The organism is Arthrobacter silvisoli (genome assembly GCF_003369445.1).
In the GTDB taxonomy this organism is placed as follows: Bacteria; Actinomycetota; Actinomycetes; order Actinomycetales; family Micrococcaceae; genus Arthrobacter; species Arthrobacter silvisoli.
In genome coordinates, this window is sequence record NZ_QRCU01000023.1 from 19,420 (window position 1) to 32,232 (window position 12,813).

A 12,813-nucleotide genomic window follows, 5' to 3' on the forward strand; every position below is an offset into this window, starting at 1 on the left:
GAAGCACCATGAAAGCCCAAACTGTCACCCGCACTGCTCCACTCCCGGACGGTCGCCCGGGCAGCGAAAGAGGCGGCCGCGATGGCGATTGGATGGCCCCGGCCGGCGCCGTACGGGCGGAGATCCGGACCGGCCAGTCCGCGGCCGAAAAACGCGGCCGCGCCGGCGTCGTCGAGCTGTTCCCCGGCTCGTCGCGTCCTACCGGCGATTCCCCCACGTCCAAGCGCCGGGTCGGCGCCATGGCATCGGAACTGGGGATGGCCACTGCAGAGTACGCGATCGCAACGCTGGCCGCCGTCGGTTTTGCCGGCGTCCTGGTCGTCCTCCTCCGGAGCGAGGAAGTCAGGAGTTTCCTGCTGAACCTTATCCGCACGGCACTCGCCCTGCCATGAGCCCGCGCCCCGGCCACGTACAGGCGGGCCAGCAGTTTCCCTGGGTGGCGGCCAATGCCCGTCGGCCAAGGAAACAGCGGCGCTCCGGCCCGGTGAAGGACCGAGGGGCTGTCACGGCCGAGTTCGCGGTTGCCCTTCCCGCAGTACTCCTCCTTCTCGCCTTGCTGCTGGCCGGGGCCGCGGCGGGGATCACCCAACTCCGGATCGAGGAAGCCGCCAGGGCGGGTGCGCGGGCCTTGGCCCGCGGCGAAGGAACCGCAACCGTGGAAGGCATTGCCAAGCGCCTGGCCGGGGACACGGCCACTGCGGCCGTTTCGACGCAAGGGGAGTGGCTGGACGTGACAGTGTCAGCCCGGGTCGGCGGGCCGTTTGGGGCCGTGATTCCGTGGACACTCACGGCGAGGGCCTCGGCCCGGACCGAGTTGCCCGACCGGGCGGCAGCTTCGCGCCCGCGCATCCCCGGTCCGGAGGGAAGCGTGGATTTCCTCGTCCTCGGTGGGGACCTGCGAGGCAAGGACTTGCGGGGCGGCGGGCTGCGGGGCGACGACGGGCGGCAGTGGGACGGCGATCCCACGCAGCTGCGTTTCGGCGGGGCCGTGGCATGACGGGCGGGGCACCTGGCACGGGGTGCGGGTACCTTGGCCAGAACACAAGCCGGAACACAAGCCGGCACACAGACCGGCACGCCGACGCCTGCTTCCCGGAGCGCGGTTCGGGGACCATCCTCGCCGCTGGCTTGGGTCTCCTTGTCATCAGCCTCATGATCGCTGCAGTCCTTCTGGCCCAGGCCGGGGTGCATGCTCAAAGGGCCGCGGCGGCTGCGGACATGGCTGCGCTCGCAGCGGCGGATGCAGCGCGCGGGCTCAAGCCAGGCGACCCCTGCACAGTGGCCGCGGAGACGGCCCGGCAAAACAATGCCTCGCTGACCTCCTGCCTGCTTGCCGGAGGAGGCATCGTAGAGGTCCGCACACGGCTGATGCAGGGGTCGTTCCTCGGGAGCGCCACCGGCCATTCGCGGGCGGGCCCTCCACCATGAGCCGGCGGCCTGGTGCCACCCAAGGCCCCTATTTCAGGGAACCGCAGCTCTTGGTACGCCTAAACCGCGTCCTTGAGCAGTACGTCGAGGAGGGTCACAGCGGCGTCCTTGTCCAGAGGGTTGTTCTTGTTCCCGCATTTGGGCGACTGGACACAGGAGGGGCAGCCGCTCTCGCATTCGCAGGCCTTGATCGCATCGCGCGTAGCGGTCAGCCAGACGCGGGCTTTCTCGTAGCCGCGTTCGGCGAAACCGGCCCCGCCAGGATGGCCGTCGTACACAAAGATGGTCGGCACTCCGGTGTCGGCATGGAGCGCGGTGGAGACGCCGCCGATATCCCAGCGGTCGCTGGACGCTACAAGGGGAAGGAGCCCGATTGCGGCGTGTTCTGCGGCATGGAGCGCTCCGGGGAACTGGGCCTCGATCAGGCCTGCGTTCCGGAGCGTGCGGCCGTGCACCACAAACCAGACCGCCTTGGTGAAAAGGTCCCGGGCGCCCAGATCCAGCGGTTCCTCGCCCAGCACCTCATTGGAAACCAAGGCTTTTCGTTGGAAGGAGACTACTTGGGTCGTCACTTTCACTTCACCGAAGTAGACCGAGATGTCGCCCCAGTCCACTGTTCGCAACGTTTGCAGCACTTCAATCTGGGTTACGTCCCGGGCAGTGGTGTAGTAATCGGGATTCGTCCGCCGCACCACCACACAGTGGTCCTGCTCGTTCAGTTCCTCCACCAGGTAGCTGTCGCCTTGGTGGACATAGATCGCCCCGGTGTGCGCCTGGTAGTGGGTCTGGGGCGAATCCATGGTTCCCAGGAGGGTTCCCGCTTCCGCGTCCACAATGCTTACCGGTCCGCCGCCGTCGCTGCGCAGGTTCACCATCCCGGCGGCGCTTTCGGGATGTGTCCAGAACCAGCCGGCAGCTCGCCTCCGGAGGTAGCCCTGGGCGACGAGCTGGCCAAGCAGACCCTCGGCCGTTGGGCCGAACAGGCCGTGTTCCGAGCTTCCGATGGGCAACTCCGCCGCGGCGGCGCAGAGATGGGGTCCCAGCACATAGGGATTGCCGGGGTCGAACACCGTAGCCTCAACCGGGACGTCGAAGATCGCCTCGGGGTGGTTGACCAGATACGTATCCAGGGGATCGTCGCTGGCCACGAAGGCTGCGATGGCGTCCTGGCCGGCACGCCCGGCCCGGCCGATCTGTTGGAACAGTGAGGCACGGGTTCCTGGCCAGCCGGCGACGAGCACGGCGTCCAGCCCGGAAATGTCGATCCCAAGCTCAAGGGCTGAGGTGCTGGACACTCCCAGGAGTTCTCCGCTGCGCAGCGCCTTCTCGAGGGCACGGCGTTCCTCGGGGAGGTAGCCGGAGCGGTACGCGGCCACGCGGCGGGGAAGGCTCGGGTCCACCTCGTCAAGCAGCCTCTTGGTGATGGACGAGATGCTTTCGGCTCCGCGGCGGGACTTGATGAAGGCGATGGTCCGGACCCTCGAGGACACCAGGTTTGCCATGATGTCAGCGGTTTCCGCCACAGCCGTCCGCCGGGTCCGGGCCCCGTTTTCGCCCTTTAGTTCGGTCAGGGCAGGTTCCCACAGAGCCACGGTAGTGGCGCCGTGCGGGGAACTGTCGTGGGACACCTCGCGGACAGGAGCCCCTATGAGGCGGGAGAAGGAGGTGCCCGGGTCCGACGCGGTGGCCGATGCAGCGATGAAGACGGGTTCAGGGAAGGAGGTGCCCGCCCCGTAGTAGGCGCAGATGCGTCGGAGCCGGCGCATCAGGTTGGCTACATGGGAACCGAACACGCCGCGGTAGCTGTGGGCCTCGTCCACGATCACGTAGCGCAGGCGGCGGAAGAAGCGTGCCCACCATTGATGGTTCGGAAGGATGCCGAAGTGCAGCATGTCGGGGTTGGCCAGGATGAAATTCGCGTGGTCCCGGATCCAGCGCCGGGCTGAAACGTCGGTGTCACCGTCGTAGCTTTCGGCCCGGACCGTGGCCAGGCCGAGGGCACGCAGGGCCGAGAGCTGGTCGGCGGCCAGAGCCTTGGTGGGGGCGAGGTAGAGAGCCACCGCGCCGTCGTCGTGGATCCGGCCGGGCTCCGACAGGACCCGGAGTTCCGACCGGTGGATCGCATCCAATGCGGGCAGTTGGTAGGCGAGGGACTTGCCGGACGCCGTGCCCGTGGCGATCACTACGTGTTCGCCGGCGTGGGCGAGATCAGCGGCTTCGATCTGGTGCCGGTACGGTTCTTGGATTCCCAGCGAACCGTAGGCTTCGACGATGTCGGGGTGCACCCACCCCGGCCAGGGTTCGTGGACGGCTTTGCGGGCCGGAATAGTGTGGACATGGCGGAGCTGCTCCGGGTCCGGGCTGCGGCCCAGCAGGGAGATCAGCGATTCGGCGTTATCCACCAGAACATTCTGTCACCGGCGCCAAGGGGGTGGATCACGGAACGCGCAGTCCAAGGAACGGGAAGGAGTCAGTCCACCGAGAGGTCGCCGTCCTGGTCGGACGACGTGGACAGCATCAGGACCCCACTGATGCTCCGCCAGCCGAGGTGCGAGTAGAGCTTTTGGCCGTCCAGGGATGCCAGGAGGAGCCCGTTCTCGACGTCGTGCTCGAACGCCTGGGCCGCGAGGGCCTTCATGATGAAGCTGCCGAGGCCGCGGCGCTGGAATGCCGGCTCGGTGACAATCTTGTCGAAGACGGCAGTGGTGCCCACTACGCACACGCGTCCGCTGGCGGCCAGGTCCTCACCGGAACGGACTTCGGCGTAGTGGACGCCCCCGCTCTTGGAGGTCGAGAGCTTCAGGGATTCATCGGAGAGCCAGGGGTCCTCGGCGTCCTGGGTCTCCATGTCCACGATCATCATGGTCTGGGATGCGGAGGTGATGTGCAGGCGGTGCTCGTTGGCGAGGAAGGTGTAACGGGCGAGGTCGTTGCTGAGGATGGTCAGGATGCGGGTCGGAGCCTCTGAAGTCTTTGCTGCCAGTTCGGCGAATTCCGCATCCGAGGGGTTGTGGGCGAAGTATTCCCAGTCCCCGGTTTTGTCGGCACGCAGCACCGCGGGGAACCGGCCTTCCTTGCGCGTTTCGTAGCCCCGGCAGCCGGCCCAACCGGCCACCCAGACCTCCAGCAGATGCGTGATGTCTTCAACCAAGGCGTCTGGACTCATGTAGAGAGACTATTCCCAGGGGGCAGGGGAGCAACAGGGGGAGGCAGTAACAGCTGGGTTAACACTCCGGGCCGCAGGTCAAGGGGCGGAAACCCCCGGAGGGCGGGGACCCCCGGAGCGCCTGGTTTGCCGCGGCCCGGTACCCTTAAATCCGTGGCTTTAAACAAGATTGTGCTCTTCTATGGCTTTACCCCGATCACGGATCCGGAGGCCGTGCGCCTGTGGCAGCGTGCCCTCTGCGAGAAGCTCGGGCTGACCGGGCGCATCCTGATCTCGAAAGACGGAATCAACGCCACGGTCGGCGGCGAGATCGGCAACGTCAAGCAGTACGTGAAGACCACCCGGGAGTACAAAGGCTTTCGTGACATCGACTTCAAGTGGTCCGAGGGCGGCGCGGACGACTTTCCGCGCCTCAGCGTCAAAGTCCGCGACGAAATCGTCTCCTTCGGGGCACCCGGCGAGCTGAAGGTCGACGCGAACGGTGTTGTTGGGGGAGGTGTCCACCTCAAGCCAGAGGAACTGCACGCCATGCTGGAGGAGAAGAAGGCCGCCGGCCAGGACGTGAAGTTCTTCGATGGCCGCAACGCTTTCGAGGCGCAGATCGGAAAGTTCAAGGACGCGATCGTTCCCGACGTGGCAACCACCCACGACTTCATCAAGGAACTCGAGTCAGGAAAATACGACGGGCTCAAGGACCAGCCTGTCGTCACGTATTGCACCGGCGGGATCCGCTGCGAGGTCCTCTCCAGCCTCATGGTGAACCGTGGCTTCAAAGAGGTGTACCAGCTGGACGGCGGCATCGTCCGCTACGGAGAAAAGTACAAGGACCAAGGGCTTTGGGAAGGGTCGCTCTACGTTTTCGACAAGCGGATGCATGTGGAATTCAGCGAGGACGCCAAGACCATCGGACAATGCGTCCGTTGCGAAGCCCCGACCAACAAGTTCGAAAACTGTTCCAACCCCAGCTGCCGCAACCTCACTCTCTACTGCGCCGAGTGCGCAGCCAGCCCGGAAACACTGCGCTGCCCGCAAGGTTGCGCGGCCTAGGCAGCCTCGGAAGACGGCTGAACCAGCTCAGATCCTGGTCACCCGGTAGGCGAAATTTGCCCGCCTGACGGCCTCGATAGTGACGTCGAGCACCGTGGACTTGGGCAGCTCGACGACGTTGATGCGGGTCTCACCGCAATCCATCGTGAGTTCGATGATCGCGTCTTTGCCGTCCCGGACGGAGTAGGACGCCTGGCGGGCGCCCCGGCACGCCAAAGCGACCGAATACGTTCCGGCCGGTAGCTGGACTGTCCGTTCCGTGCGCGATTCACCGGAACCAAGGAAGCCGTAACTGGTGAAGAAAGCCTGCCCGATGTTGGCCGGCAGCGCCTGTTGCGCCCACGCAGCCAGGACCTCGCCGGTAACGGTGCGGTCCAGTCCCGGATCCCGCGGCAGCACCGGGTCGGTAATCACCGGAGCGGGGCGCACAGGCAGCGGGCCGCGGCCGTCGTCGTAGCTGTATTCGCAGGCGGCCAGCCCGGCGGCCGCCAGGCCGCAACAGAGCACGACGGCGGCAACAACCCGCCGTTTCCGGGGCACCTTGAGGCCTCGCCACCGGCCCATATTCCGACTTTACGCCCGCACGCGGGCTGTCGTGAGAGTGGCGCCCTACGGTTTACCAGGCACCTTCAGGACGTGTACGCCTCCAGCGGACCCGGTACCGGGCGTCTTCCCCCGGAGCCTGATGGTGACTGGTCCCTGCGCGAGTTTGTAGTCGGTTTCATCGATTTCGCCGCAGCGGATCGTGCGGGGTGCAACCGGGTCTCCTTCGTGAACGACGATGAGGAAGGCCTCTTGATCCCCGAGGCAAGTTGTCCTGAACAGGTATTTGCCAGCATCGACCCGTGAACTCGCTGCCATCCCGCCGTATTGCGAAGCAGGATCAATGCCCGAAGGGGCGATGCCACCAACCGATTTCGTCACGGTTGCCGGAGATACCTTGCCCAAGGAAGAGCTGACCCGGTCTAAGTCCCTTTGCGCCCGTTTCAAAGTTTCGGGATCCGGGGCGGCCCCCGAAAGAAGCACGTCCGGCTGCACCGTCGAAGGGGAACCTGGCCTCGCGCTGGGCGGCGGCTCGCCTTCTTCCGTGTATTCACACGCCGCCAGGGCAGCCAGCAATGCCACTACCGCGATTGCCCGTCCCCACACAGCCATGGGGAAAGCCTAACCGACGGCGTGCTACCTGGCCGCGGCCAGCTGGTAGGCGTAAATGAGGGGTACGTCCACGCTGCTCGCGGTGACCTCCACCGTCCCGCCGGACGGCAGGTCCACCCGCGCGGTCTCGTAGCTTCCGTTGCAGGCCGCGCCGGCTTCGGTAATCTCCCGCCCGTCGGCGGACACGGTGAAGAAGGCCTTGCCGCCGCCGTCGCAGGCAACGGTCAGGGTGTAGTCGCCGGCGGGAACGGCCGTCGACTTGACCAGGGGTTCGCGCTTGAGGATCTTCCCTGAATCCTCCAGGACAACGCTGGAAGCGGACGGCAGCACCTTGGCCTTCCAGGCCGGGACGTCGGCGTCCTCCACGGAAGGAGCTGCGGAACAGGATGCCAGTGCCAATGCGGCCATGAGGCCCGGCGCCGCGCAACGCAAGACGGCACGGGCTGTGGAGGGAAGGAAAGCCATGTTTCCACGCTACCCGCTCCCCGCTGTGCCATTTTCCACATAACAGACCAGCTTTCCACATAGCAGACCAGCGGTCGGCCCGGGCATGTAACCTCCCTCTAAACTTTCAAGGTGACCGATTCCGCAACGCATTTCACCGCTGGCAATACTCCTGACGCGCCCCGGAGCGACCTCCCGGAACTGCTCACTTCCCTTGCCGGGGATCTGCGTGCTGCGGGGTTCACCCTGGACGGCGTGGCGGAGCTCCTTGGAAGCTCCGCCCACGACGCCCTCGGCCGGGACCAGCTCGTCCCGGCGCTGCTCGCCACCGAGCCGGCTGCGCTGGAAGGCAAGCCGCGGGCGGCTGCTGCGCTCGCCGTCGTCGTGCGGTTGTGGCTGCTTGCCGTTCCGCAGTCCGCGGAAGACGTCGACGCCGCGCTGCCGGGAACCGGTACTGCCGGGCTTCTGGAGCTCGGCCTTGCCGAGATGCTCGACGGCGGTGCGGTCGCCGCCAAGGTGGACCTGCGTCCCTACGGTTGGGAAGCCGGCGACGGCCGGACGATTGAACTGTGGGTCTCCAGCGACCTCGCCGCGCACCAGCGGCCGGGGGTCCTGCGGCATGACCACGTGCTCGGGATCGGGCAGGCATCCACCACCCTGGTCCAGAGCACCATCCGCCGCCCGGCGGCCCGCGCGCTGGACCTCGGCACGGGATGCGGCATCCAGACCTTCCATCTCCTGGAGCATTGCGGGCATGTCACGGCCACCGACATTTCGGAACGGGCGCTCGCCTTCACCCGTTTCAACCTGCTCCTCAACGCAGCGGCCCTGGGCCTGGACCCGGACCGGCCGGAAGAGCGTGTCAGCCTGCGCCACGGTTCGCTGCTTGACCCTGTGGCCGGTGAGCAGTTCGACCTGGTGGTGTCGAACCCGCCCTTCGTCATTACGCCGCGCAGCAGCGGCGAGGAAGCGTCAGAACAGTTCACCTACCGCGACGGCGGCCTGCCGGGGGACCAGATCGTCTCCGTCCTCGTCCGCGCCCTTCCGGAGGTTCTTGTTCCCGGTGGAACAGCCCAGATGCTCGGCAACTGGGAAATCACCACAGGCTCGGGCTGGAGCGAAGGGCCCGCCGCCTGGCTGGAGGGAACGGACACCGAGGCCTGGTTCATCCAGCGGGAGCAGGTGGGGCCGGAGGTGTACGCCGAAACCTGGCTGCAGGACGCGTCCGAAGGCCGGGACAAGGCCCTGTACCGCGGGACATACGCCGCATACCTGGCGGACTTTGCCTCGCGGGACGTCGCGGCCGTGGGCTTCGGCATGATCTGGCTGCGCCGCCCCGCCGGGAACCCGGCCGCAGAACCGTCCGCGCCCGTGACAGCAAACGGGACTGCGGAAGACGCGCCCGCTGGAACCGCACCGGTGCCGGACGGACGCCGGCGCTTCGAGGAAATCACCTACCCCATCGAGCAACCGGTCGGGCCTCACCTGGGCGCCGCCGTCGAACGCGATGACTGGCTCGCCGGGCACGCGCTGGAGGACGCGCACCTGCTGGTTGCCGAGGACGTCACGGAGGAACGCCACCAGCGGCCCGGGGCAGAGCACCCCGGTGTCATCCTGCTGCGGCAGGGCGCGGGCCTGCGCCGGACCAACCTGTTGAGCACGGAGCTGGCCGGTTTCGTCTCGGCCTGCGATGGGGACCTTTCGGTCCGGCAGCTGGTCGGAGCCCTTTCTGCGTTGCTCGGCGGCGGGGAAGGCTTCGACGAAGACGCATTCCGCGCCGGCCTTCTGTCCGACGTCGGAAACCTGGTCCGGGACGGCTTCCTGCTGCCGGCCGATCAGGCGGATCCGTCGGGCGGGGCGCAGGACTCTACGGGACGGTCCCATGGGTGAGGGACCGGAGGCAAAGCAGCTCCCGCTACACTGATCCGGTGAATGCAGAGAACGGGGCCAACGCGGAACAGGTCCCCACGAAACGCCGGCGCCGGCCGGAAAAAACGGTCGAAATCACCGACCCCAAGGCCATCCGCGCCCTCGCGCACGCCGCCAGGCTCGAAGTGATTTCCGAGCTGTACGAATCGCAGCTCAGCCGCACCGCCACCGAGCTCGCGGCCCAGACCGGGCTCACGCCGAGCGCCATGAGCTACCACCTGCGCGCCCTGCAGAAGTGGGGAATCGTCGTGCCCGCCGAGACTACCGGGGACGCCCGGGAGCGCCGCTGGAAAGCGGCGGGAACCGACTTCAACATCGTCTCCGGCAGCAGCGTCGCCAGCCCGGAGCTCGCCGTCGTCGATCTTGAACTCGACGTGTTCCGCCGCAGGGCGCTGGCCTATTCGCGCACCAGGAACGAACAGCGGGCCAAGGGGGAGGCATCGGACTCCTCGGCGGCGATGATCCTGGCAAGCAAGCTCCTGTACCTGACCATGGAGCAACGGGTCGAACTGAACAGCAGGATTGATGAGATCCTGCGTGAATACGAGCTTGAGGACCCGGCCAGCATTCCCAGCGGCGCCGAGCGCATGGCCACCATGTGGTCCCTGATCCCGGACGACCGGAGCCCGGGTTTGTCGGCCTAGCAAAGGCAGGATTCTGCATTTTGTGGTGAACTAGGCCAAGATGGGCACCAGCCCCCAGCCATTCTTTTCGTAGGAGAACCGTGCCCAGCAAGGCAAAAACCGGCAAGAAACTCGTGATCGTGGAGTCTCCGGCCAAAAGCAAGACCATCGCCAAGTACCTTGGCGAAGGCTTTGTTGTCGAGGCTTCGATCGGCCACATCCGGGATCTCCCGCAGCCTTCGGACCTGCCTGCTGAACTGAAGAAGACCTCGGTGGGCAAGTTCGCCGTCGATATCGAGAACGACTTCAAGCCGTACTACGTGGTGTCCCCGGACAAGAAGAAGAAGGTTGCCGAGCTCAAGGCCCAGCTGAAAGACGCCGACGCGCTCTACCTCGCAACCGATGGGGACCGCGAGGGTGAAGCCATCGCGTGGCACCTGCTTGAAGTGCTCAAGCCCAAGGTCCCGGTCTACCGCATGACCTTCGGCGAAATCACCAAGGAAGCCATCCACCGCGCCATGGACAACCTGCGCGACGTGGACACCGCCTTGGTGGACGCACAGGAAACCCGCCGCATCCTGGACAGGCTCTACGGCTACGAGATCTCTCCGGTGCTATGGCGCAAGGTGGCCCGCGGCCTCTCCGCCGGCCGCGTGCAGTCCGTGGTGACCCGCATGGTGGTGGACCGCGAACGCGAACGCATGGCGTTCAAGGCCGCTTCCTACTGGGACCTCACCGGCCAGTTCGGCGCGGAAAGCGGCTCCTTCAAGGCCAAGCTTGCCGCGGTGGACGGCGCCAAGGTAGCCAGTGGCCGTGACTTCAACGACGACGGCGTCCTGACTTCCGCGAATGCGGTGCACCTTGACGAGCAGCTCGCCGCGTCCCTGGCCGCCGGGCTGGAGAAGGCGGACTTCAGGGTCCGCTCCGTCGACACCAAGCCGTACACCCGCCGTCCGGCCGCGCCGTTCACCACGTCAACGCTGCAGCAGGAAGCCGGCCGCAAGCTGCGCTTCTCCTCCAAGAGCACCATGCAGATTGCCCAGCGCCTGTATGAAAACGGCTACATCACGTATATGCGTACCGACTCCTCGGCGCTGAGCGACGAAGCCGTCACTGCGGCCCGCCGCCAGGCCTCTGAGCTGTACGGCCCCGAGTATGTCCCCCAGGGTGCCCGGGTCTACGCGAACAAGGCCGCCAACGCGCAGGAAGCCCACGAGGCCATCCGTCCCGCCGGTGACTCCTTCCGCACTCCTGCCCAGGTTGCCGGACAGCTCAGCGGGGACGAATTCCGCCTCTACGAGCTGATCTGGAAGCGCACCGTAGCTTCCCAGATGGCCGACGCCAAGGGATCCACCGCCACGATCCGCCTCGGCGCGGTGTCCGCCGATGGGCGGGACGCTGAGTTCTCGGCGTCCGGTACCGTCATCACCTTCCCCGGGTTCCTCGCCGCCTACGAGGAAGGCAAAGATGAAAGCCGCGGCGACGACGACTCGGACGAAGGCCGCCGCCTGCCGAACGTCGCGAAGGGCGACGCCCTGAAGGCTTCGGAGATCGTCGCCGTCGGGCACGAAACCTCCCCTCCGCCGCGGTACACGGAAGCTTCGCTCACCGCCGAACTGGAAAAGCGCGGGATCGGCCGCCCCTCCACTTACGCCTCCACGATTTCCACCATCCAGGACCGTGGCTATGTCCGGAAGCAGGGTTCGGCCCTGGTGCCGAGCTGGATTGCCTTCTCGGTGATCCGCCTGCTCGAACGGCATTTCACCGACTACGTGGACTATGAATTCACCGCCGACATGGAAGGCGACCTGGACAAGATCGCCAACGGCGAGGCCGTGGGTGCCGCCTGGCTCAAGCACTTCTACTACGGCGAGGACAGCGATCCCGGCCTGCTGAGCATCGTGAACAACCTGGGCGAGATCGACGCGCGGGACATCAACTCCGTGCCGATCGCCGACGGCATCACCCTGCGAGTGGGCAAGTTCGGGCCGTACCTTGAAAGCTCCGTTCCCACGGTGGACGCCAAGACCGGCGAGATCGTGGAATCCGCCAGGGCCAACGTCCCCGAGGACCTCGCCCCGGACGAGCTCACCCCGGCCAAGGCCGTGGAGCTCATGGAAACCTCCGCCCCGGAGGAACGCGTGCTCGGCGTGGACCCGCACACGGGCCACACCGTGGTTGCCAAGAACGGCCGCTACGGCGCCTACGTCACCGAAATCATTCCGGAAATGACGGACGAACAGCTGGCCGCACTGCCGGTGGAGTATTACAAGAACGGCAAGCCGAAACCGCCGAAGAAGCCCGTGAAGGCCAAGCCGCGCACGGGGTCCCTGTTCAAGTCCATGACTGTGGAAACTGTCACCCTGGACGACGCGCTGGCCCTGATGAGTCTGCCCCGGGTCCTGGGCGCCGACGCCGAGGGCACCCCGATCACGGTTCAGAACGGCCGCTTCGGGCCGTATCTGAAGAAAGGCACAGACTCCCGCTCGATCGGCAGCGAAGAGGAGATCTTCACGATCACCTTGGACCAGGCGCTGGAGATCTACTCCCAGCCCAAGCAGCGCGGTGCCCGCGCCGCCGTGCCGCCGCTGGCCGAGTTCGGACCGGACCCCGTGTCCGAGAAGAACATCGTGGTGAAGGAAGGCCGTTTTGGCCCGTACATCACCGACGGCGTCACGAACATCACCGTGCCGCGCGCCACCCCGCTCGAGGAACTGACCCGCGAAAAGGCCATCGAGCTGCTCGCCGAGAAGCGCGCCAAGGGACCCGTCAAGCGCACCACCACGCGCAAGGCGCCAGCCAAGAAGGCCACCGCCAAGAAGTAGTTTGAGGGCTGGACGATTCGCCGAAATCGCCGGAACGCCGCGGACTCGCCGGAACCTTCCGGCGACCTGGCAGTGTTCCGGCGATTTCGTGCTCTGGGAACCCGGCGGGACCTTGAACCTGCGAGCCTTCGGGAACGCGCGAGCAAGTGGGGTCCGCCGCGAATTTCGACAGCGGGGGCCCGGATGTGATCCGCTA

12 protein-coding genes are annotated in these 12,813 nt (G+C 66.4%); 7 read left to right on the forward strand and 5 right to left on the reverse strand.

Going from position 1 to position 12,813, the window contains the following annotated elements:
* Window positions 1–8 precede the first annotated feature (8 nt).
* From DWV11_RS05075 to DWV11_RS20470, 3 genes are read left to right on the forward strand one after another with little or no spacing between them, the layout of a single operon-like run.
* Window positions 9–392: a DUF4244 domain-containing protein gene (locus DWV11_RS05075; protein WP_342767714.1), complete on the forward strand. Its 384-nt coding sequence runs from the start codon at window positions 9–11 to the stop codon at window positions 390–392.
* A complete protein-coding gene (locus tag DWV11_RS05080; protein WP_115787804.1) occupies window positions 389–997 on the forward strand; it encodes a TadE family type IV pilus minor pilin in 609 nt (202 codons plus the stop codon). The genes DWV11_RS05075 and DWV11_RS05080 overlap by 4 nt, the downstream gene beginning before the upstream one ends.
* Window positions 994–1,428, forward strand: coding sequence for an Rv3654c family TadE-like protein (locus tag DWV11_RS20470; RefSeq protein ID WP_115787805.1), 435 nt, complete (start codon window positions 994–996; stop codon window positions 1,426–1,428). Before DWV11_RS05080 ends, DWV11_RS20470 begins: the two co-directional genes overlap by 4 nt.
* Before the next feature lie 59 nt (window positions 1,429–1,487).
* Here DWV11_RS20470 and DWV11_RS05090 read toward each other — a convergent pair whose 3' ends face one another.
* Together DWV11_RS05090 and DWV11_RS05095 are read right to left on the reverse strand one after the other, a co-directional pair.
* Window positions 1,488–3,830 (reverse strand): DEAD/DEAH box helicase, encoded by a 2,343-nt coding sequence (locus DWV11_RS05090; RefSeq protein ID WP_115787806.1) that lies wholly within the window; start codon window positions 3,828–3,830, stop codon window positions 1,488–1,490.
* 68 nt (window positions 3,831–3,898) lie between these two features.
* Window positions 3,899–4,594 (reverse strand): GNAT family N-acetyltransferase, encoded by a 696-nt coding sequence (locus tag DWV11_RS05095; protein WP_115787807.1) that lies wholly within the window; start codon window positions 4,592–4,594, stop codon window positions 3,899–3,901.
* A 153-nt stretch (window positions 4,595–4,747) separates the two neighbouring features.
* Here DWV11_RS05095 and trhO point away from each other — a divergent pair, with 153 nt between their 5' ends.
* Complete coding sequence (gene trhO / locus DWV11_RS05100) at window positions 4,748–5,641, forward strand: oxygen-dependent tRNA uridine(34) hydroxylase TrhO (protein ID WP_115787808.1); 894 nt, start codon at window positions 4,748–4,750, stop codon at window positions 5,639–5,641.
* A gap of 27 nt (window positions 5,642–5,668) precedes the next feature.
* Here the strand turns inward: trhO and DWV11_RS05105 are convergent, their stop codons facing one another.
* Genes DWV11_RS05105 through DWV11_RS05110 form a run of 3 tightly spaced genes read right to left on the reverse strand, consistent with a single transcriptional unit; the run spans window position 5,669 to window position 7,261 of the window.
* Entirely contained in the window at window positions 5,669–6,205 is a 537-nt protein-coding gene (locus tag DWV11_RS05105; RefSeq protein WP_115787809.1) for a hypothetical protein, read from the reverse strand.
* Window positions 6,206–6,250: 45 nt separating this feature from the next.
* Entirely contained in the window at window positions 6,251–6,796 is a 546-nt protein-coding gene (locus tag DWV11_RS19920) for a hypothetical protein (RefSeq protein ID WP_136017881.1), read from the reverse strand.
* Between the two features lie 24 nt (window positions 6,797–6,820).
* Window positions 6,821–7,261: a hypothetical protein gene (locus DWV11_RS05110; protein ID WP_115787810.1), complete on the reverse strand. Its 441-nt coding sequence runs from the start codon at window positions 7,259–7,261 to the stop codon at window positions 6,821–6,823.
* Between the two features lie 111 nt (window positions 7,262–7,372).
* Here DWV11_RS05110 and DWV11_RS05115 point away from each other — a divergent pair, with 111 nt between their 5' ends.
* The 3 genes from DWV11_RS05115 (at window position 7,373) to topA (ending at window position 12,617) form a co-directional block, all read left to right on the forward strand.
* The gene (locus DWV11_RS05115; RefSeq protein ID WP_115787811.1) at window positions 7,373–9,130 is read left to right on the forward strand and encodes a DUF7059 domain-containing protein; all 1,758 of its coding nucleotides are present in this window, start codon (window positions 7,373–7,375) and stop codon (window positions 9,128–9,130) included.
* A 38-nt stretch (window positions 9,131–9,168) separates the two neighbouring features.
* On the forward strand, window positions 9,169–9,813 hold the full coding sequence (locus tag DWV11_RS05120) for an ArsR/SmtB family transcription factor (RefSeq protein WP_245953444.1): 645 nt from the start codon (window positions 9,169–9,171) through the stop codon (window positions 9,811–9,813).
* A gap of 80 nt (window positions 9,814–9,893) precedes the next feature.
* Complete coding sequence (topA, locus tag DWV11_RS05125) at window positions 9,894–12,617, forward strand: type I DNA topoisomerase (RefSeq protein ID WP_115787813.1); 2,724 nt, start codon at window positions 9,894–9,896, stop codon at window positions 12,615–12,617.
* Window positions 12,618–12,813 lie beyond the last annotated feature (196 nt).